The 20,553-nt window shown below is 41.3% G+C and carries 16 protein-coding genes; 5 read left to right on the top strand and 11 right to left on the bottom strand.

Going from position 1 to position 20,553, the window contains the following annotated elements; translation table 11 throughout:
* The 9 genes from hydE to DP73_RS12820 all read right to left on the bottom strand — a co-directional run bounded on the left by hydE (position 1) and on the right by DP73_RS12820 (position 11,825).
* Positions 1-1,044, bottom strand: a complete 1,044-nt coding sequence (gene hydE / locus DP73_RS12860) for a [FeFe] hydrogenase H-cluster radical SAM maturase HydE (RefSeq protein WP_205623389.1) — start codon at positions 1,042-1,044, stop codon at positions 1-3.
* Entirely contained in the window at positions 1,025-1,315 is a 291-nt protein-coding gene (locus tag DP73_RS12855) for a TM1266 family iron-only hydrogenase system putative regulator (protein ID WP_014903740.1), read from the bottom strand. Before DP73_RS12855 ends, hydE begins: the two co-directional genes overlap by 20 nt.
* A gap of 264 nt (positions 1,316-1,579) precedes the next feature.
* Positions 1,580-2,233, bottom strand: a complete 654-nt coding sequence (locus tag DP73_RS12850) for a DUF1847 domain-containing protein (RefSeq protein WP_034600017.1) — start codon at positions 2,231-2,233, stop codon at positions 1,580-1,582.
* A gap of 34 nt (positions 2,234-2,267) precedes the next feature.
* Positions 2,268-4,916: a TetM/TetW/TetO/TetS family tetracycline resistance ribosomal protection protein gene (locus DP73_RS12845; RefSeq protein ID WP_034600016.1), complete on the bottom strand. Its 2,649-nt coding sequence runs from the start codon at positions 4,914-4,916 to the stop codon at positions 2,268-2,270.
* A 249-nt stretch (positions 4,917-5,165) separates the two neighbouring features.
* Complete coding sequence (locus tag DP73_RS12840; RefSeq protein WP_034600015.1) at positions 5,166-7,025, bottom strand: diguanylate cyclase; 1,860 nt, start codon at positions 7,023-7,025, stop codon at positions 5,166-5,168.
* A 65-nt stretch (positions 7,026-7,090) separates the two neighbouring features.
* The gene (locus tag DP73_RS12835) at positions 7,091-7,666 is read right to left on the bottom strand and encodes a GNAT family N-acetyltransferase (protein WP_034600014.1); all 576 of its coding nucleotides are present in this window, start codon (positions 7,664-7,666) and stop codon (positions 7,091-7,093) included.
* Between the two features lie 68 nt (positions 7,667-7,734).
* Positions 7,735-8,763, bottom strand: coding sequence for a 3-deoxy-7-phosphoheptulonate synthase (locus DP73_RS12830; protein WP_034600013.1), 1,029 nt, complete (start codon positions 8,761-8,763; stop codon positions 7,735-7,737).
* Between the two features lie 79 nt (positions 8,764-8,842).
* A complete protein-coding gene (gene ligD, locus DP73_RS12825; protein WP_034600012.1) occupies positions 8,843-11,299 on the bottom strand; it encodes a DNA ligase D in 2,457 nt (818 codons plus the stop codon).
* 118 nt (positions 11,300-11,417) lie between these two features.
* Positions 11,418-11,825, bottom strand: a complete 408-nt coding sequence (locus DP73_RS12820) for a hypothetical protein (protein ID WP_034600010.1) — start codon at positions 11,823-11,825, stop codon at positions 11,418-11,420.
* Positions 11,826-12,160: 335 nt separating this feature from the next.
* Here DP73_RS12820 and cphA point away from each other — a divergent pair, with 335 nt between their 5' ends.
* Positions 12,161-14,773, top strand: coding sequence for a cyanophycin synthetase (cphA, locus tag DP73_RS12815; RefSeq protein ID WP_034600009.1), 2,613 nt, complete (start codon positions 12,161-12,163; stop codon positions 14,771-14,773).
* A gap of 79 nt (positions 14,774-14,852) precedes the next feature.
* On the opposite strand, the gene DP73_RS12810 is transcribed toward cphA, so the two are convergent.
* Positions 14,853-15,173: a MazG-like protein gene (locus DP73_RS12810; RefSeq protein ID WP_034600008.1), complete on the bottom strand. Its 321-nt coding sequence runs from the start codon at positions 15,171-15,173 to the stop codon at positions 14,853-14,855.
* Between the two features lie 244 nt (positions 15,174-15,417).
* Here DP73_RS12810 and DP73_RS12805 point away from each other — a divergent pair, with 244 nt between their 5' ends.
* The 4 genes from DP73_RS12805 to DP73_RS12790 all read left to right on the top strand — a co-directional run bounded on the left by DP73_RS12805 (position 15,418) and on the right by DP73_RS12790 (position 19,692).
* Entirely contained in the window at positions 15,418-16,110 is a 693-nt protein-coding gene (locus DP73_RS12805) for a class I SAM-dependent methyltransferase (RefSeq protein WP_034600007.1), read from the top strand.
* A gap of 208 nt (positions 16,111-16,318) precedes the next feature.
* Positions 16,319-17,122 carry a hypothetical protein gene (locus DP73_RS12800; RefSeq protein WP_034600005.1) on the top strand — a complete coding sequence of 268 codons (804 nt, stop codon included), beginning with the start codon at positions 16,319-16,321 and terminating at the stop codon, positions 17,120-17,122.
* Between the two features lie 12 nt (positions 17,123-17,134).
* A complete protein-coding gene (locus DP73_RS12795; protein WP_034600004.1) occupies positions 17,135-18,262 on the top strand; it encodes an ATP-binding protein in 1,128 nt (375 codons plus the stop codon).
* Positions 18,263-18,267: 5 nt separating this feature from the next.
* Positions 18,268-19,692 carry a VWA-like domain-containing protein gene (locus DP73_RS12790; RefSeq protein WP_034600003.1) on the top strand — a complete coding sequence of 475 codons (1,425 nt, stop codon included), beginning with the start codon at positions 18,268-18,270 and terminating at the stop codon, positions 19,690-19,692.
* Positions 19,693-19,780: 88 nt separating this feature from the next.
* On the opposite strand, the gene DP73_RS12785 is transcribed toward DP73_RS12790, so the two are convergent.
* The gene (locus DP73_RS12785) at positions 19,781-20,464 is read right to left on the bottom strand and encodes a class I SAM-dependent methyltransferase (protein ID WP_034600002.1); all 684 of its coding nucleotides are present in this window, start codon (positions 20,462-20,464) and stop codon (positions 19,781-19,783) included.
* Positions 20,465-20,553 lie beyond the last annotated feature (89 nt).

Here is a 20,553-nt window from a genome sequence, read left to right as displayed (position 1 = left end):
TCAAAGTTTGGATTTATGATCACCGCGGGTGACAGCGATTTTGTAGCCGATTTTTTCTATTCGGCCTTGCAGACAATTTCGACATTCCGCAGCTTCATCTCCGGTACAGATTTTATTGTCATAGAGCAGATATTTCCCTCTTACATCAGTGGGTGAGAGATTGGGCATCACCACATTTGCCCCGGCAAGTATCCCCAGTTCCCGTCCTTGAGGGTGGATTGTACCCAAGGCGGTGGTAGCCGGCATCAGTACCGCAGGAAGCATCAAACGGACAATTCCCAGCAAAAACAAGACCAGTTCCAGCTCTCCTGCTTTTTCTTTAGCAAAGGGCGTCTCATGATGAGGAATAAAGGGACCGATCCCCACCATATGAGGATTAAATTCTTTGATAAACAACAAGTCCTCAACCAGACAATCGGTATTCTGAAAGGGGGAGCCCACCATAAAACCGCATCCCACCTGATACCCTATCTTCTTCAAGTCAGATAAGCACTGTTTTCTTTTTTTAAGAAGCAGATTATGGGGGTGCAGTCGGCTATAATGTACCTCGTTAGCAGTTTCATGACGCAGCAGATAGCGGTCAGCTCCAGCCTCATAAAAAGCTTGGTAGGTTTCAAAGCTTTTTTCGCCCATGGAAAGTGTGAGTGCACAGTCGGGATAATTGTTTTTAATGGACTGGATAATATCGACCATCTTTTCATCGGTATAGTACCCGTCTTCGCCACCCTGCAGCACATAGGTACGAAAACCCAGTTCATACCCCGTATCACAACATTGGAGAATCTGCTCCTTGGTTAAACGGTACCGCTCCGCTGTGGAGTTGCTTTTCCGGATCCCGCAATAGTAACAATCATTCTTGCAATAATTCGTGAATTCAATGAGACCCCTAATATAGACATTGTTCCCGTAGTTTTCAATTTGTACTGCCCTTGCTTTGGCAAAAAGGTATTCCGAAAGCTCAGCGCAGCGGTTTTCGATGAGTTCTTTAAATTCTGCAGGTTCCAGCTCTCTGGTCTTATGAAGCTTATCGATCAGTTGTTTCATTAGATCCCTCATTTTCTGCCTTATCTTTTAACTTGGAATAGACCGCCTTAGTACTGACCCCGGGGAGTTTACCCAGCTTTCCCGAAAGTGCACTGATGATATCTTGGGGTGCATCCACTGCCAGGCTAATTATATTAATACCTTTTTCACGATAGGGAATACCCATTCTGCCAATAATGTACTGCCCGTAATTATGTAAAATATTATTTAGTTTATCAACAGACTCAACATCCTCGACGATGATTCCAATAATCGCAACTCTTGTCTCCATATAAGTACCTCCCTTGTAAAATAAAAAATGCGCCAGAAAGGCGCAAAAATTTCATGATAATATGAAGCGTTGCAATGCCTTTCGCCTTATAACTTGTATTTGGCGTCAGTAACAAATTATTGTTTTCACTTTGTCATCGGGACATCCCTTTGACTTAGTTAGGTACATTGTAATACGTTTTCATATTTTTTTCAATATTCGTAACAAAACTATTAGGCAATCCTTTATGAAAATAGTGAAATAAGGGGCAAACAAGCTATTCGATTATTCTTCTTCTAATAATCTCTTATAATAAAAATTACTAGTATATAAAGCCGCAGCAGGATTATGCCCCGTAATTCTATCTTTAGTAATTAGATTTGTTACTATGGCCTCAGAATACTTGATGAACAATGAATCATGACCCACACATAAACCAATAATGACATTCAAGTCCGTTTTAGCTTCATTTAATAACTTGGCTTGTAAAACAGGATTACATAGGCCTTCTACACAATCCTTTTGTAATTTCAATTCATTGGGAATTCCAATTTCTGTTTTATCAACTGATCCAACCTTACAGATTACACAATAACACTCTAATCCTTTGGCCCTTAAAATTTTGCTAAATAGTTTAGCTTCATTATGTAAACCAACACAAGTAGCGATCCCGATCTTTCGAGCCCCTATTCGCTTGGCAAAAGCAATAATTTCTTCAGCACGGGTCAATTTACCGTAATAAATACCTTCTATTTCAGCAGCTGTCTTAGCCAGTTTTGCGACTAAATCATCTCCCTTATATAAGTTGGTGCATTCATCAATTAGTTCTTGTCGAGTGTTAGTAGTCAAGCAAAAGCTTGGGAAATTGCTGTCTTGATGAAAACAATTTGCTGTTCCACAATCACAGCAGCTTAAAGATTCCATTTTTTCCTTTTCCATTTGCAAATCCCTCCAGAATATATTTATTGATTTGTTATTGTTCTTTATCTTTGTCAACTATTTCTTTCATCTGTTGTTTCGCCCCAGGAGACAATACATCGACAAGGTAATTGCGATTTATTCCCTTTAGTTCCTGATATTCTTTTCTAATTCTTTCGTTAGCCCTTTCAATCTCAACCTTCAGTTCTCTAGCGGATAATAAAGCAGCTCCTGCTCCCCTGATAATGAGCTGCTGCAGACCGTCTGAAGTTGCCACGGTGATATCATATTTTTTCTGATTGTCATGGGCGAACTTTTCAATATACTGATCCGCTGTTTGAGCCTCCCTGGTGAAGACCATATGGATATTATGATAGTCAATAACTTCTTCAAAATGCCCTTGTACACGGTAAGCATCAAAAACAACAATGATCTGAGATCTCCGTATCCCCTGATAATTGCTTAGAGTATCCAGCAATTTCATTCTGGCCCCATCCATATTGTCATCGGTAAGCTCTTTCAGTTCAGGCCAGGCATGGATGATATTATATCCGTCCACAAGGAGGTACTCTTCTTTGTTTTCCTTCTGTCTTTCTGCATAAGCAGATGGTTCATAATAACTGTCCCGAGCTGTCTTGCGTCTTTTCCAGACAGACTTTTTCCCTTGGTTGGCATAAAAGGTGTTGTTAATAATTTGGTCTATCTCCTCTAAACTGATGGACCTCTCCACTGGGTATGAGGCTTGGTTAGGGACTGCTTCTCCCTGCGAGTTTTTTTGCTGAAGATAGCTTTCAACATGCATGTAATCCTTGACGGCATACCATTCCACTAAAAAACCCGCACCATGAGCGCAAAATACCGAACCCGTCGGATTTGCCAGGTCTCTTTCCGAATCATAGCTGCAAGTTTCAATGACCTCTTCGGGATTGTGGCATGGCTCGTACCCTTTCGGGCTGCAAAACAACCTGCCGAGTCCTTTGGTGTAGGCCACTACTTCTTGCTGATAATTCCTCATGGTAACAACCGGGGCGCTCCCCACCAGAACTGCCGTCTCTCCATTGGTCTCGGATATTGCGCAGGTGCCATGCATTTTCTCTATATCTGTCATGGCTCTCCCTACCATTTTCTCAGGCAGTTCCAGCTGAAAGGCATAATAAGGCTCCAGCACTATGGATTCTGCTTCCTTTAGACCCTGACGGACTGCACGAAAGGTAGCCTCTCTAAAGTCGCCACCTTGGGTATGTTTATTGTGGGCCCGACCTGAGACTAAAGTGATTTTCAGATCTGTAATGGCTGACCCGGTTAGAACTCCTTTATGAGCTTTTTCTTCCAGATGAGATAAGATAAGTCTTTGCCAGCTTTTACTTAAGCTATCCTCACTGCATTCGGCCCCCAACTGCAGACCGCTTCCCTGCTCTCCCGGCGTGAGTAACAGGTGTACCTCCGCATAATGCCTGAGTGGCTCAAAGTGCCCTACCCCTTCTACTACATTAGTTATGGTCTCCTTATAAACAATCCTTCCTTCATCGAAGGCTACAGCCACACCAAAACGACTTTGGATAAGGCTCTGTAGAATTTCTATCTGCACCTCCCCCATAATTTGCGCCTGAATTTCCTGCAACTGCTCATCCCAGACAATATGAAGTTCCGGCTCTTCTTCTTCAATCTGACGTAGCTTAGGAAGCATCACTTTGGGGTCACAGCCTTCTGGCAAAGTAATCCGATAGGACAGCACCGGTTCCAAAACTGGTGTATCTGAAGCTGCCTCTATCCCTAAGCCTTCTCCCGGTCTGGTTTGGCTAAGCCCTGTTACTGCACAGACGGAACCTGCCTCTACCTCATTCACTTGAACGAATTTCTCTCCGGAATAGACCCGAATCTGATTTACTTTCTCACTCCAAATGCTATTGGTTAAGACGTCTTTCACCTTAAGTCTTCCGCCGGTAATCTTCAGATAGGTAAGGCGGTTCCCTTGCTCATCTCTTGCTATCTTAAATATTTTAGCCCCGAATTCCTCGGGATAGGCAGGTATCATGGCATACTGCACAATCCCCTGTATAAATTGCTCAACACCCTCTAATTTTAAAGCGGAACCAAAAAAGCACGGAAAAACTTTGCGCTCCGTAACAGCTTTTTTAATCTTGGAAGCTTCAATCCGCCCCGTTTCCAGAAAGGTTTCCATCATCATTTCTTCACACATGGCCAATTGATCGTAGAAATCCTCCGTGGGAGCTTGTCCAAATTCAAGACACCCATCATGCAGCTGCTTTTTCAATTCTTTCATCAACTTGTCTTTATCCGTCCCAATCTGATCCATTTTATTGATAAAAAGAAAAACCGGTATCCTATAGGTGTGCAGGAGCCGCCATAATGTTTTGGTATGCCCCTGTACCCCGTCCGCACCGCTAATCACTAAAATTGCATAATCCAACACCTGAAGTGTTCTTTCCATTTCAGCCGAGAAATCTACATGTCCCGGGGTATCCAGTAAGATAATCTGAGTCTCCCCTATTTCAAACATCGCCTGCTTGGAAAAAATAGTGATTCCTCTTGCTCTCTCCAGCTCATAGTTATCTAAATAAGCATCTTTATTATCCACCCTACCCAATCGGCCAATTTTACCGCTCAGATAAAGCAGACTCTCAGATAGTGTCGTCTTGCCCGCATCCACATGTGCCAATATGCCAATAACTAATTTTCTCATAATCTATTTCAAATCCTTCTGTTTAGCTGCTTCAATAAGCACAGCAGTATCGGCGTTTATGTCGATTCTTCTATTATTATGATACCAGTAAGCCTAAGGTTTAACAATTGAAATAGGAGAATGGGGGACAGGAAAGATTATGGAAGGTGTTTTCCCCAAAAAAGATTTACATTTTCTTGAGAATCTTTATCGATAATTAAAACATACATGCAAAAAGCATCGCCTTCATAAACGATGCTTGAGACAAAGTTATACCACGTTTTCGCTCTTTTCATCTGCTTTGAAGATACACTGGTTTCTTCCGGCTAATTTGCCCTGATAAAGAGCCTCATCTGCTCTGGCTATTAAAATGTCCAGAGAGGTATTTTCCCGGTATTGACATAATCCAATTGTAATCGTAATGCTTTTGCCGATGTCTCTGTGCCGGTATTCCGCTACTGCTCTGCGTATCTCATTGGCCTTTTTTAAAATTGAATCAAACTCAACCATCTCCAGTACTATTAAGAATTCCTCACCGCCCCATCGACCAACAAAACCACTGTCGCCGATAGCTGTGCTTATGATGGAAGATATGAGGACAAGGATTTCGTCACCTTTAACATGCCCGAACTGATCATTAATCTCTTTAAAATGATCAATATCAGCTAAGGCAATATAAAAGCCCTTTTTCTGCTCAATAAGATTCTTTATTTTGGCAAACACCAACCGTCTGTTAGGCAATTTTGTCAGATAATCTGTTTTAGACATAACTTCCATTTCCTCCAAGGCCTTCTGCAAATCGGAAGTCCGTTCCTTAACCAGAGATTCAAGATTACTGTTCAAAAGCTTAAGCTCTGACAAAATAGCCTTATTTTCTGCCGAGAGCTGCTCAGCTCTTGTAAAGGCATTGGAAAATCTGGCAGACAAGGTATAGGCCTGGGTAAAGGTAAATATTGCAACGCCGAAGGGAATTAGTGAAGGTGTATTGCGAAGTGTGATTTGATAAATAAAATCATTGATAAAGGTTATCCCTAAAAAAGCGAAACCCAGAAAAACGATATTGGCAAAAGGAACACTTTGCCATACGCCAATAACAAGGCGAATCATGGCATAGCCTAATAAGGCAAATCCAAATACAGCATAAATCATCAATAGTCTGTCCGCTGAACTATAGGGAATCCAGAGGATGAGCAAACCAAAAACTGTTCCCAGAGTGATACTGAACTTGACAAACCATTTGGGGAATAGGCCATCTAAGGCATAGTATAAGAATCCACACAAAGCTGCAAAACCAATAAACACAGATAGATAAGCCATTCGTCCGTAAACAAAAAAACTGAGATTCAAATGACTTGGTAAAAAGCGTTCGCCTACTAATAACATACGAAGTGAAAACAAGAGGCAAAAAACCCCAAAATAGAGTGGTGCACGATCCTTTGTCCTCATAATATACAGGCCAAAATGATAGATTCCCATGATGAGCAGCATACCAAAAAGGAATAAATCTCTGCCTAAACCCAACTGTACTTCTTGGGAAATCTGAGAGGCTAAACCGATTTTGGGTGCTACGATGGTACAATCTTCCGCTGTAAAATCTGATGTTTGATAAATTAGTTCCACTTCACTACTTTCCGGGTTAAAGTAGGTTGTAAGTATATTGTAGTAAGGAACGCTATTCTCCCGGCTCATTCCGACTTTTCCCACTTCACCCTGTAGATTACCGTCAATGTAGAGTTTAAAGGATGTCAGAATAATATCCGACCTTAGTCCATATGTTGACCTACCTTCAGGCAGTTTTATAACGAGCCTCACCGTACCGTAGAACTTGTTTTCCGCAAAGGGCTTGAAGCGTGCCATGCTTTCTTTGGTGCTGGGTATTTCAATAGGTGTTGGCATAACGTCAACACCCTTCACAAAGTCTTCGTGAGTCAGAAACTGATTGAAGTAGAATGACCACGTGCCTTCTAAACTAATAATTCCATTTTTCTCAAATGACCAGTTGCTTAAATCCAGGACACCGTTTATTGCCGTTGGTGGTTTCTCGGCAGTTTGTTTATTTACAAAAAATGTAGTAGTTGAAATGATTATTAGGGCAATAATTACAAATATAGGAGTAATTTTCCTTCTCATAATATCATCTCTACTTATTCAGTCTTGCCCAGTCATTAAAGTGAAAAGGCTGCAGGGAGGGCATATCATCCGTGCAAATCCGTAATTAGAATTACCGGTTTCGGATTGAAAGTATGTTCTCCAATCATTTTCTCCATCCAAATCATATCGTACCAAGTATTAAACTTGTATCCGCACTTTGTAAAATGTCCTACCTTCTTATATCCTAATTGATTATGAAAATACGCACTTCCATTGGTAAGATAACTATCATCATCGGTCGGGGTATATGCGATGCAAGCATTGAGGTTAAGAATATTTTGCTGCCTTAATATTTCTTCCAATGCTAAATACAATTTCTTACCCACACCTTTACCTCGGCAATCTTGCCTTAGATATACGGTGGTCTCCACTGCCCAATCGTATGCCGCCCGCTCTTTAAATGCTGACGCATAGGCATAACCAATAATCCGCTTCTTTTCTATTGCAACTAGGTAAGGATATTTCTGGGTTATATTACTGATTCGTTCTGCAAACGCTTGAACAGAAGGAACCTCATATTCAAAAGTGATAGCAGTATCCGTTACATAAGGTGCGTATACTTCCAAAATTTCTTCTGCATCTTCTTTAGTTGCCATACGCAATATGATGTCTGTCCCCAATTCTTGCCCTTCCTTTCACAAAATCAAATTATTAAAAACCAAAGGCCAAATTTTGGCCTTTGGATAAATTAACTATTATCGGCAATATAGTAAATAAGCTTTTCTGTACTCTCCCAACCCAAGCATGAATCTGTAATGGATTTTCCGTAGATATTTTCATCGATACCTTGTCTGCCTTCAACCAGATAGCTTTCAATCATCAAACCTTTAATCATTTTCTTAAGTAACCCATCGTACTTTCTACTTAATAAAACTTCCCGAGCGATTCGCGGCTGTTCATAAAAACGTTTCATCGAATTAGCATGGTTGACATCGACGATAATAGCCGGATTTTTAAGGTCTAGTTTTTCATACTCGGCAGCAGTATGAATCAGATCTTCAAAGTGATAATTGGGGATATTTCGTCCGGTGAAGTCAACGGCACCCCTTAAAATGGCATGGGCGTAGGGATTTCCTAGGGTATCAACTTCCCAGCCGTTATAGATAAAGGTATGGTTGCTCTGCGCAGCAATAATTGAGTTTAACATAACTGTTAGATCTCCGCTGGTGGGATTTTTCATGCCAATCGGCAAGTTAATTCCACTGACAGTGAGACGATGCTGCTGATTTTCCACCGACCTGGCCCCTATAGCGATATAACCTAAAACATCTGCAAGATAACTATAGTTTTCCGGATATAGCATTTCATCAGCTGCCGGCATACCAAATTCTGATAACGCTCTGATATGCAGTCTGCGAATGGCTTTAATCCCCTCGCATAAATCAGGCTTTTTCCCGGGGTCGGGTTGGTGAACCATACCCTTATAACCCTCACCTGTGGTACGAGGCTTGTTTGTATAAATTCTCGGAATGATTAATAGTCGGTCTTTCACCTTTTCCTGAACTTCAGCCAATTTCTCGATATAATCACAGACGGAATCCTCATTATCCGCCGAGCAAGGTCCGATAATCAGGATAAACCGATCATCTTGATTAGCAAAAACATTTCTCATTTCGTCAACTCGTTTGTTGCGAAGACTACTTATATGATTAGGTAACGGTAACTGCTCAATGATTTCTTCAGCAGTCGGTATTCGTTTAATAAATTTCATGCTCATACCAGTGCTCCTCGCCCCATTTAATACTTAAAGTATAAATCAAATCTAGAAAAACGCAACTGCAAAGGACCCCCTGCATTCATTTAAGTTGCTGATTATTCCGGAAAAAATCCTGCCAAGGGTCATTGCCGCCGATCCTCCGGAGGGCCTCCGCCATATTGATACCGTCAGGAGCCACCGTGTTCAGTTCAGCCCAGGCGATGGGCATGGACACTCCGGCCCCGTTCCTAGCTCTCAGGGAATAGGGGGCTATGCTGGTAGCACCTCTGCCGTTGCGAATCCAGTCGATGAAGATCTTGTTAGTACGCTTAGCTTTTCTCACATTGCTTGTATAACGGTCAGGCCACTTCTGTTCCATCACTTCGGCAACGCGCCTGGCAAAATCGTGAAACCTCTCCCAGGTTACGGACGGTTTTAAGGGGACGACTACATGATACCCTTTACCGCCGCTGGTCTTGAGGTAGGAGTTCAGGGAAAGCTGGGCCAGAATATTTTTTACATCCAGCACACCTTGACGCACCCTGCTCAGATCCATCCCTTCGTCAGGATCCAGATCAAATACCATCATGTCAGGTTTTTCTAGATGGTCCACCCGGCTCCCCCAGATATGAAATTCTAGGGTGCCCATTTGTGCTTCAGCGATCAGCCCGGCGGGGGCGTCAATATAGAAGTAGTCCTCTTGTTCACCGCTGCCGGTAGAAATCGGGATAGTGACAATTCCTTTGCTTCCCGGAACGGGATGCTTCTTATAAAAGCAAGTCTGGGCTATGCCTTTGGGACAGCGTACAATGCTAAGAACCCTATGGCTCACATAGGGCAGCATGCGCTCTGCCACCTGGGCGTAATACCGAATCACATCGACTTTAGTGATTTCCGAGCCAGGAAAGATCACTTTGTCCGGGTTGCTGATCTTGATTCCTTCGATGATGATCCCGTTGGTGTTTACTTCCACAAGGCTTTCCGTTTTTTTAACCGCTGATGGGGACAGTGTTTCGTCGTCTGCTCTATCTTCATCCGCTGTTTCTTTTCTAATATCCTTAGGATTCTTATCCCCCCGCAGGCCTTTAAAGCTGGCTTGCCTTAACTGATGATCTGCGGTCCATTCGGCAAATTTAATTTCCGCCACCAATTTAGGTTCCAGCCAGGTGATCTTTTCACCGGACCTGGGTTTAGGCGCAAATTGGAAAGGGGACTCTCCTCTCTGTATGCTAGCAAATTCACCCTCCAGCTTTTTCATATCCGCTTCGCTCAAGCCGGTGCCGGCTCGGCCGGCATAGACTAATTCCCCCCTTGCATAGACGCCCAGGAGGAGGGAACTTATTCCGCTGGTTTTTTTATTGGAAAGGGTATAGCCTCCGATCACAAATTCCTGCCTTTTATCGCATTTAAGCTTGACCCAGTCGCCGTTTCTTCCTCCACTGTAGACGGAATCGGCTTTTTTACCGATTATCCCTTCCATATCCCCTTCACAGGCCGCCCGGAAACTCTCTTTGCCGTTTCCTCTCACATGCCGGCTGTAGTGGAGGTTTTCGGGTGCATCCTGCATTAAGGCTGCCAGCGTCTCCTTCCTGTCAATCAGACGTTGGCCCCTGAGATCCGTTCCATCCAGAGCCAGGAGGTCGAAGACGATATAGGTCAGGTTTTTGGCCTGGGGGTTTTTTAGATAGTTCTGCAGGGCCTGAAAGTCCGTCTTCCCCGCTGGATCCGTGATGACCATTTCACCGTCCAGAATCATCGCCCGGCCAATAGCCCATTCAGTAAGGGAAGTGGCGACTTCCTGAAACCGCTTTGTATAATCATGGCCGTTCCTGGTAATCAGCCGGACACTGTTACCTTCAATATAGGCCAGTATTCTGTAGCCATCGTATTTCAACTCATAGAGCCAATCCTCACCCTTAGGAGGCGTATGGACTAATTGGGCCAACTGCACGCTGGCACTGCTAAAGGGATTCTGAGTGATTTTTTCCTCTTCCCCTTCTTCAATTTCCGTCATGGTGCGTCCGGTTCTAATGCTGGTATTAAATTCTGAAATTCCCTCGGAAGTTTTGGCATACTCATCTTTTTCTTTAAGCAACAGCCAGTTATCCTGCTTCTCCCCCGCTTTTCCTTTCAAGCGCACCAGAGCCCACTTGCCCTTAAGTCTGCGTCCTTTCACAACAAACTTCAGCACACCTGCACGGAGTCCGTCACCCACATCCCCATAGGGTTCCCAGTACCCTTCATCCCAGAGCATAACCACACCGCCGCCATATTCCCCTTGGGGAATCGTCCCCTCAAAGTTTCTATATTCCAAGGGATGCTCCTCCACCCTTATGGCCAGCCTCTTGTCACGGGTATCATAGGAAGGGCCCTTAGGCACTGCCCAGCTTAATAGGGCTCCTTCCCATTCCAGGCGGAAGTCGTAATGATCTCTGCGAGCCAAATGGTGCTGAACCACATACCTCAGACCCTCTTGGGTAACTTCTGTTATCCCTTCCGGTTCTGCGGTTCTGGTGAAGTTTCTTTTTTGATTGTACTGGTTGAGTTTTTCAGTCATCTAATCACGCCGGTTCCTTCTCATTTAGGATTTTAAAAAGCCTCCGAGCTATTGTTTCCAATTGAATTATAAGTATCCCCTTGTTTCCCACACGCTTCTGTCAATAATCAGATACTTTTCAGACCAGACTAGAAGGGATAATTTCGAAATCAGCAAGCCAGCGATGATACTTACCATTTTCTAATTTTAAATCGTACACAAGAGTTTGTGGGAAAACCTTCACTATTTTAACAATCATTCCTTGCTGAATCTTTGGCGGATGCCCTTTCTCATTCAATACTCTAGCCAGCTCTCCTGCCTGTAGTATCCCGTAATGATTGAGACATGGGCTTACAGGTTCCAACTCAGAGCCAGTAAACCATCGATGTAGCTCTCCATCGGGCAATTGTACTGCATAAAGGCTCTCTACTCGTGGTGATATTATGGTTGCTTTTGTTCCACTCCTAATCTCTGGAGGATGGAAAACGAGTGCAACTACTTTGTCTCCAGGCTTAAATCCGGGATAAGTAATGTAACCACTTGTCAATATAGCCACCTTCTTATTTTTATTTACTATATTTTACTGAATAACAAGTTTGTTGTTACATACTTACTAAGTAATAATTCGTTGTAAACGAATCGGAGGATATGAATACGCTACTCGGACTTGCAGAGTCGGTGATTCCGCAGGGACATTAATTGGTCATTTAATTCATTGATGTGTTTAAGATAACCATAGCGAGCCGTATTAAACAATAAATACCAGCGTACATGTTAGATTCTTGGATATATTAGAATCGCAGCGGATTGATTAATTTGACGGACACTTAGCAAAAGCATATAAGGAATATGGAAATGAATCTTCAATAGGAGGTCAGCTTCGTGAAAATTATTAGTTCCAAGGTTTTTCCGGGAAGGAACATTTATTCACACAAAAAATGCATCAGGCTGGACCTAGATTTAGAAGGATACTGTGACATTCCAAGTAAGGAAATCAAAGGTTTTAATTCAACCTTAATAAGCATGCTGCCAGAGCTTGAAAAGCACCGGTGTGGTATTGATGAGGATAGAGGCTTTATTAAGAGATTGACAGAGGGAACCTATTTGGCACATGTCACAGAGCATATTATTATTGCCCTCCAGAATATGTTGGGCTTAGAAGTAAGTTATGGAAAGGCCCGGGAGATATCCGGGGATAGATACTATGTTATTTATCAATATGAATACATGTCTACAGGGTTAGAGGTTGGGAATACAGCCGTTGACTTCATTAATTCCTTAATAAAGCATGAGTCCTTTGATCTAGATCTAAGATACGCAAATTTAAAGGAACTATTAGTGAGTGAACAACTCGGCCGGAGTACTCTGGATATTTGCAACGAGGCGAGGAAAAGAGGAATCCCGATCTTAAGAATCGGTCAAGAAAGCATTTTTCAATTAGGTTACGGAAAACACTCCAAAACTATCCAAGCTACTCTGGGCAATGACACCCGGGAAATCGCTGTCAGCATTGCTCAGGATAAGTTACTTACTAAAGAACTACTTAGCTTGCATTGTCTGCCGATTGCATATGGCAGGAAAGTTCAGAATAAAAGTGATGCCTTATCCGCTGCCCAAGAGATAGGATATCCGGTGGTACTAAAACCCCAGTATGGTAATCAAGGCAAGGGAGTTATAGCCAATATTAACGATAAGATAGGATTATCCAACGCCTATGACCTTTTGTCTAAGGATTATCAAAATATCATGATTGAAGAGCATATCCAGGGAAATGACTATCGAGTATGCAGTGTTTATGGGGACATAGTAGCTGTTTCAGAGAGAATCCCCCCCTTCATTATTGGAGATGGGGTAAGCTCCATAGAGCAGTTAATATATACAGTGAACCAGGACATTCGCAGAGGCGAGGGGCATGAAAAGGAATTAACAAAAATCAAAATTGATGAGACTTTGATTACTTATTTAAATCAAAAAAACTACTGCTTAGAGTCAATTCTATTGAAGGGTGAGAAATTAACCTTAAAAGCTAACGCCAATTTATCTACCGGTGGCTTTGCCATCGATCATACAGATTCAATCTGCAAGGAAACCATTGAACTCTGCCAACGGGCAGCAAATGCTATTGGACTAGACATCTGCGGCATTGATTTGCTGTGTCAAGATATTAGCAAGCCCCTTACCGAAGGAGGCGCAATCATTGAAGTCAATGCTGCACCGGGTATTAGAATGCATCACAATCCGTTCAGTGGCAAAAAACGCAATGTCGCAGGACACATCGTTGATAAATTATTTAAGGATGGATTTAAAAAAGTCCCCCTGGTAGCAATAACCGGAACCAACGGAAAAACAACCACCACAAGACTCATTGCCCACATCCTCTCACTTGCGGGCTATTCCGTTGGAATGACCACAACCGATGGAATCTATATCGAAGGGAAATGTATCTATCAAGGAGATACTACCGGTCCTCAGAGCGCTTTGTCAGTCCTGATCAATAAGGATATTGATGCAGCGGTCTTAGAAACCGCCCGGGGTGGCATGATTAAAGGCGGCTTAGCCTATGAGACAGCAGATGTCGGAGTGATCACTAACATAACTCAGGATCACCTAGGGCTCGATGAAGTAGAAACCCTGGAAGACTTGGCAAAAGTTAAAGCGTTAGTGGGCGAAGCTGTTAAGGAAGATGGTTATGTGGTGATTAATGGGGATGATCCGCTGAGCTTAAGCATTCTCGACCGTTTCAAAAGTAAACTTATTGTTTTTTCTCATCATAAAGACAATCCCACCCTGCAAGACAACCTCCTGAAAGGTGGGTATGGCGTCTATGTCGATGACGGCACGATAATGATCCAAAAGGACTATCATGCTGAACCGTTGCTAGCTGTTAATAGCATTGGCATTACCTTAAACGGCGCTCTGAAATACAACATAGAAAATGCCATGGCTTCCTGTGCTGCTGCTGTAGGGCTAGGTATTGATTATAATTCAATCAGACAAGGTTTGACGTCCTTTTATTGCAATAATAATCCCGGTAGATTTAATATGTATTGTGTTAATGATCAGCGGGTTATTTTAGACTATGGCCATAATAAAGAAGGTTATCAATGCGTAATTGATGGACTTAAGCAAATAGAACACCATAAATTGATCGGAGTTATTGGAGTACCTGGAGATAGAGCAGACAAGGATATACTTGAAGTTGGGGAATGCGCCGGAGCGAACTTCGACTATATTATGATAAAAGAAGATCGGAATAAAAGAGGCAGAGCGGACGGCGAGGTGGCAGATCTCTTGGAAAAAGGCGTCCTATCCTCAAACTTTCCAAGAGTAAACTTGCAAATAATCCTTGATGAGGAGGAGGCTTTTAAAGCTGCCTTGGATCTCGCCAAACCAGAGGATATCGTTATTGTCTTCTTCGAAGAATCTGCACCTCTTATCGAGATAATGAAAGATAGAAAAAAAGGTATGCAATTTGATAAGCTTACTGCAAAATAATACTTGCTCTGCACAATTTACATTCCAAATAAAACCCCAGATCGAGGCTCCTGTACTAATGGTACGGGAGTCATTTCCGTTAGAACTGTTTTTCAAGTTTTGATAAAAACTGGTCCAATGATTCATTAATATCAATATTCATACGCTCTGCCAAAACAATTAGCCACCATATGCACTCGCTAAGTTTATGCTCCAATTCAGATACTGTATTACCACCTTTTGGCCAACGCTCCTGCTGACACATAGTCAAACGACCCACCAAGCCGGCATCAGTTAGGAAAGCTAAGGCATCCTCTTCCACGGTCCATTCTGATCCATGATGCTGCCGTTCTAGTTGTTGATAGAGTTTTCTTATTTGAACGGAACGTTCAACTACGTCGCTAAAATTCATATCTTTCATAGTTTCCTCTCTTTTCCAAATACTTTTTGCTACCTGTTACGGTATCACATGCTGTTATTATACGATATCAAACTTGAAGACATCATGTCATATTAAGCAATCAAAATATATTTCTTTCCACATACATAGTGCAATATACCCATTGTTGAATTTTATGTGTATGTAAAGAAGGAATTGAAGAGCAAAATGTAGAAATTCGAATGCTACATATAGAATAGGAAATTGAATATGAGGGTGATTACTAATGAAGGAAGCACTTTTTGACCGGGTTGCTGCACATTATGATTCCTGGTATGATACTGAACTTGGATCAGTCTCTGATCAAGTTGAACGTCACTTGGCCCAGTCCATGTTTAAGACACCGGGTACCAAGGTTTTGGAGATCGGTTGTGGAACCGGACAATATACCAGCTGGCTTGTGCAAGAGGGCTATGAAGTGACAGCTGTGGATATTTCTGCTGAAATGATGGCTCTGGCCCAAAAGAAACTAGCCTCCCTCGAGGGGAACACTGCAGAAACTAAGCCTGTTCACTGGTGGCAGGCCGATATTACTGAGATTCTTGATCAACTGGAAACCTATGATGGGATTTTTTCCATGACCGCCTTTGAATTCGTCCCTGAACCGGAAAAAATCTTGCAAAAACTATTTAGTCGCTTAAAGCCCGGGGGCTGTCTGATGATCGGACTCATCGCCGGCAGGAGTGCCTGGAGTGAATACTATGCCGAGGCAGCTCGTAACAACCCCTCTTCTGTCTTCGCTCGTGCTACTCTTTATAGCAAAGAGGAAATAGGTTCCTGGCAAATCGGCAGATCTGCGGAAATTGGAGAATGTCTTTTCTTCCCACCCAATGTTCAAACCACAGCAGAGGCCCTAGCCATGGAGGAAAAAAGAGAAGGAAATCCTGGCTTTGTGGTGGCCAAGTGGGTCAAGGACTGAGGAAATTACCAGTCAAGATTCTTAACAAGGAAGTTCAGTCATACTGAGCTTCCTTTTCATATAAGTGCTAAGTACTTAGGGTGTGGTTTATGAACGTGTTTGATAGACCCTTTTTTTATCTGGTGGTATAATCACCTTATTTAGGTTTACTTAAAAAGTAGTATCACGCAAAGTAATGCTAAAAATAATCATAAAAGGAACTAACTTTATGGAAAAAGCAACGATGATTGAAATGATCAAGAATAATCCTAATGCGATAGCCTATATCCCTAATCCCACCGAGGAGATTAAGTTATTGGCTGTACAAAAAAATGGTCTGACTTTGAAATTTATCGATAATTCAACCAGAGAGATGCAAGAATTGGCTTTGGACAATAATGGCCGAGCAATTCAATTTATTAATGACCCTTCCGAAGACATGCAGATCAAAGCAATCAAAGATGGCTGGGTTAACTTAGAGTACATTAAAAATCCCAGCGAACAGTTAATTAAATTAGCCCTCAATCAAGCCGGCTGGGCTATTAAATATGTTCAGAATCCCAGTGAGGAATTGCAATTATTAGCTGTGCAAAAAAATTACGATTCCATAAAATTCATCAAAGAACCTTGCGCAAGTGTTCAAGAAGCGGCTGTAAAAATTAATTATGATGCCTTAAGATATATTAATTCACCTACCTATCAGGCAGAACTTTTGGCGATCAAGAATAATGAGAGGGCTATTACCTTTATTAAGGATTTAGATCAACCAAAAATCTTAGAATTTTTGCAAGTCAACATTTTAGTCATTAAATACATTATGGACAAAATCTCTAAAGCTGAATTAGAACAAGTGTTAAAGCAATCCTTAGCTATTGAAGATGTTAACGAAAAATATGTAAGAGACTTTTTAAATTGCAGTTATATCCATAAAAGCAGTGACCTGATGCCCCTAGACAAGATCATGTTTATTTATAAATATGGCAGTAAAAAAGCAAAAAAAATAGCTGTCGATGAAAAGCTGAAGATGCTATAGGAGTGAGACACCATGAATTTTACAGACACCTTAAAAAGTGTTGACTTAGTACTATCCACTGAGGAAGTCCCTTTAATCGTTGGGGAAAGCGGGATCGGCAAAACAGCCTTAGCCCAGGAAATTGCTCAGAAAAATCAGTGGAGTTTAATTGTTATTAACGGAAATCTCCTCAAAGAAGGGGAAATCGGGGGTCTGCCAACGATAGAATCTTATCAGGGGGTTAATGGTAAGACAGATCCGATGGAAAAGAAAGCAACCGTCTATGCAGTTCATCATAAGCTCAGGGAAATTGACGAAGAAGTAGCTCAGGGAAAAACTGTTCTTTTATTTATCGACGAGATCAATCGCTGTGAACATACCGTCCAACAGGAACTGATGAATTTAATCCTAAATCGGGAAATCAATGGCTATAAGTTACCTAAAGGTGTAAAAATCTTAGCTGCTATGAATCCTTCCAGTAAATATGGTTCGGATTTTGATTACCAGGTTGTCGATATGGATGCCGCCCAAGAAAATCGCTTTGTCTGGTTATCTATGGAGCCAGATTATCAGCAGTGGATGGGTTGGGCCCTAGAGGCCGGAATTGAGGAAAAGGTTGTCGAGTTTATCTCCACTTTCCCCGATTATTTGCATAAGATCAATGAAGATGATCTAAGAGCTACCCCCAGAAGCTATGAGCGAATTTCCAGCAGTTATAAGATTTATAAGGAGAACAAAGATTCCATACCCAGATCCGTATTTCTAAATGTTGTCAAAGGAAATGTTGGACGCTTAATAGCCGAAGAATTTGTAAGTTTTGTGGAATCCGATCACCCTTCCCTCATCTCCTATAAAGAGGTTTTTTCAGAACCTTCCCTGCCTGAATCCATCAGAGAAAGCATAAAGAAAGAAAGCCATACCCGGCTTTATCTAGCTGCCAAGAATATTCTCAAAAGCTTAGAAACAACCATCTTGACCCAACGTGATGATTCTAGTTTTTATATAGATAGGTTAATTGAGTTTTTAAACCTATATCCTGTGGACTTAATGATAGGAATCATGAAAGATATTAAGAACAGTTATCCTGAAGTTTACAAACTTGCCCTAGAAAATGAAGCCTTTATTGAATCATATTTTGAATCTTATCGTTTAATCAGGTGATAAGTATGGAAAATTTGTTTGAGAAACAAGTTAAAGGTCTTTATGAAAAAGCAGATAGTGTTGTTAATAGTTTTTTCTCGGCAAAACGCAAAAATCATCATTCTGAACTTTATATACCCCAAGAGTTTAAAAAAGAGTTTTTCGGCCTTGTCGATAAAGTTAATTTAAGTCTTATGGAAGATGCAGATAACTTTTATGGCTATTTTTTACTGCAAATGTCCAGAGAAATACGCTTTGACATTAGCAGCCCAACTGCAGTGAATTTTAAAGGGGCTAAGTACGTTATCTATTTTAATCCCATCATTTTTCTAAATCTTAATATTAAGCAGATGGAAAGTACCATTAAACATGAAATTCTTCATATCTTATCCAGGCATTTAATCAGAGCTAAAGAATTTAAGGCTGACTACAGCACATTAGCTATCAATCTAGCCATGAATATCGTCGTCAATACCTATTTAGATTATCTTCCCCCCTATTCTGTTACCTTAGAATGGGTTAATTTAAATTATTCCTTAAACCTCCTGCCCTTTAAACCCTTTGAATATTATGTGGAGGAGATTCAAACCGCCCTGGACTTGCTGGAAGCGGATGAGGATGCATCCGATGAAAGTGATACAGATGACGCTGATCCTGATCAGGACGATACAATAGAAACAGAGTATGATCCTGAAAAAACCCATGACCTTTGGGCAGAGTCAGGAGATATGGATGAAAAAACCCTGCAAGAATTTACTGAGAAGTTTATTGATAATGCTCAAAAAGGCAGCCTTCCCAATTATTTAGAAAGTATGGTCTCATCCCTTAAGAACAGCAAGGGTGAATTGCCTTGGAATTTATATCTTAAGCGGCTGATGGGAACGGTTGAAAGCAATAAAAAGAAGACCATAACCAGAAGAAATCGAAGACAGCCCGAGCGCTTGGATTTAAGAGGACAACTGAGGAGTCATAAAGCCAAGATTGTTGTTGCCCTGGATATCAGCGGCAGCATTAGTGATCAGGAATTTAAGCATGCCCTGCAAGAAGTCCTGGAGATCGTTAAAAATCTTAATCATGAAATTACGATTATCGAATGTGACAATGAAATCAGACGAGTGTATACCGTCAAATCTGCGAAGGATATCAGAGACCGAATTAATATTAGTGGAGGCACCAAATTTACCCCGGTTTTCGAATATGCTAATCAGCATAAGGTTAATTTACTAGTCTATTTTACGGATGGCAAAGGTGAAGAAAAGCTTAAGACAATACCACGGGGTTATAAAACCTTATGGGTAATTTCTGGGAAAGGAGATAATCTTTCCTTAAAGGAAGCTTATGGAGCAGTTAAAAAGCTTAAGAATATTGAAATAAACGATGATTCCTTGAATATGAGTGATGTGAAAAAAGATGGATTTTCAATGCAAGACCAGGAAAGCATGGGGGTTTGAAATGATTAATCAATCTGAATACACATGAAATCTAGTTAAATTAAGGGATTTTGGGTAGTAATATAGGCTAGAATGAAGGAACTAATGTTCATTTTCTTCCAAATAGGACTACAAAATTAAAATATTTGTAAACACAATCCACATCCAAAAAACCACTATCTTTTAACCAGTTTACCTGGTCTTCTAGAGTAGACATTTTATCTAATTTTGTCCTTTCATACGCCGAAAGGATTTCTTCTTTTGACAAGTCGCTGTTCTCTACCTTGTATCTCCAATCACTTTTGTATAAGGATTCTATAAATGGAGTTCCTCCGAGAACTTGATCTGCATTAATAAAGACCCCGTCCTTATTTAAAATTGAATAGATATTATGATATAACTGCTTCTTCTCATCACCGGATAAATGGTGTATTGAAAGAGAGGAAATAACCACATCGAACTTTTTATCGAATTTATATATAGTATAATCATCAATTATGTACGTAAAATTAGGATTATCTTTAAACCTTTCTTTGGCTGCCTCTAACATCTTCTCCGATAGATCGATAAGCGTTATATTAGCATCCGGAAATTTTTCTAATATTAAAGATGATAATAAACCTGTTCCTGCCCCTATATCTAAAATATCCGGATTATTTGTATTGGTTTTGGCAATGGAAACTGCTATTGAATAAAAATCATCAAAGCATGGAATGAGCTTTTTCCTTTGGCCATCATACTGACTGGCGTTTTCATTAAACTTTACTTTTACCTCATTGCGTTCAGCATCCATAGAGCATCTCCTTCGCTTTTCCTCATAATACCAGCAACAAATTCTATATTCAACCTTGCTCTAAAGATGATTATGGGTAACAATCCAAA

The sequence above is a fragment of the Desulfosporosinus sp. HMP52 genome (assembly GCF_000765145.1).
Classification (GTDB): Bacteria; Bacillota; Desulfitobacteriia; order Desulfitobacteriales; family Desulfitobacteriaceae; genus Desulfosporosinus.
The sequence above is the reverse complement of the archived record's forward strand: the minus strand, read 5'-3'. Positions and strand labels throughout refer to the sequence as shown.

What these genes read in the sequence shown, in the direction of transcription:
- hydE (WP_205623389.1), bottom strand. Translation starts at nt 1,044, where the DNA reads ATGAAACAACTGATCGATAAGCTTCATAAGACCAGAGAGCTGGAACCT.
- DP73_RS12855 (WP_014903740.1), bottom strand. Translation starts at nt 1,315, where the DNA reads ATGGAGACAAGAGTTGCGATTATTGGAATCATCGTCGAGGATGTTGAG.
- DP73_RS12850 (WP_034600017.1), bottom strand. Translation starts at nt 2,233, where the DNA reads ATGGAAAAGGAAAAAATGGAATCTTTAAGCTGCTGTGATTGTGGAACA.
- DP73_RS12845 (WP_034600016.1), bottom strand. Translation starts at nt 4,916, where the DNA reads ATGAGAAAATTAGTTATTGGCATATTGGCACATGTGGATGCGGGCAAG.
- DP73_RS12840 (WP_034600015.1), bottom strand. Translation starts at nt 7,025, where the DNA reads ATGAGAAGGAAAATTACTCCTATATTTGTAATTATTGCCCTAATAATC.
- DP73_RS12830 (WP_034600013.1), bottom strand. Translation starts at nt 8,763, where the DNA reads ATGAGCATGAAATTTATTAAACGAATACCGACTGCTGAAGAAATCATT.
- ligD (WP_034600012.1), bottom strand. Translation starts at nt 11,299, where the DNA reads ATGACTGAAAAACTCAACCAGTACAATCAAAAAAGAAACTTCACCAGA.
- DP73_RS12810 (WP_034600008.1), bottom strand. Translation starts at nt 15,173, where the DNA reads ATGAAAGATATGAATTTTAGCGACGTAGTTGAACGTTCCGTTCAAATA.
- DP73_RS12805 (WP_034600007.1), top strand. Translation starts at nt 15,418, where the DNA reads ATGAAGGAAGCACTTTTTGACCGGGTTGCTGCACATTATGATTCCTGG.
- DP73_RS12800 (WP_034600005.1), top strand. Translation starts at nt 16,319, where the DNA reads ATGGAAAAAGCAACGATGATTGAAATGATCAAGAATAATCCTAATGCG.
- DP73_RS12795 (WP_034600004.1), top strand. Translation starts at nt 17,135, where the DNA reads ATGAATTTTACAGACACCTTAAAAAGTGTTGACTTAGTACTATCCACT.
- DP73_RS12790 (WP_034600003.1), top strand. Translation starts at nt 18,268, where the DNA reads ATGGAAAATTTGTTTGAGAAACAAGTTAAAGGTCTTTATGAAAAAGCA.
- DP73_RS12785 (WP_034600002.1), bottom strand. Translation starts at nt 20,464, where the DNA reads ATGGATGCTGAACGCAATGAGGTAAAAGTAAAGTTTAATGAAAACGCC.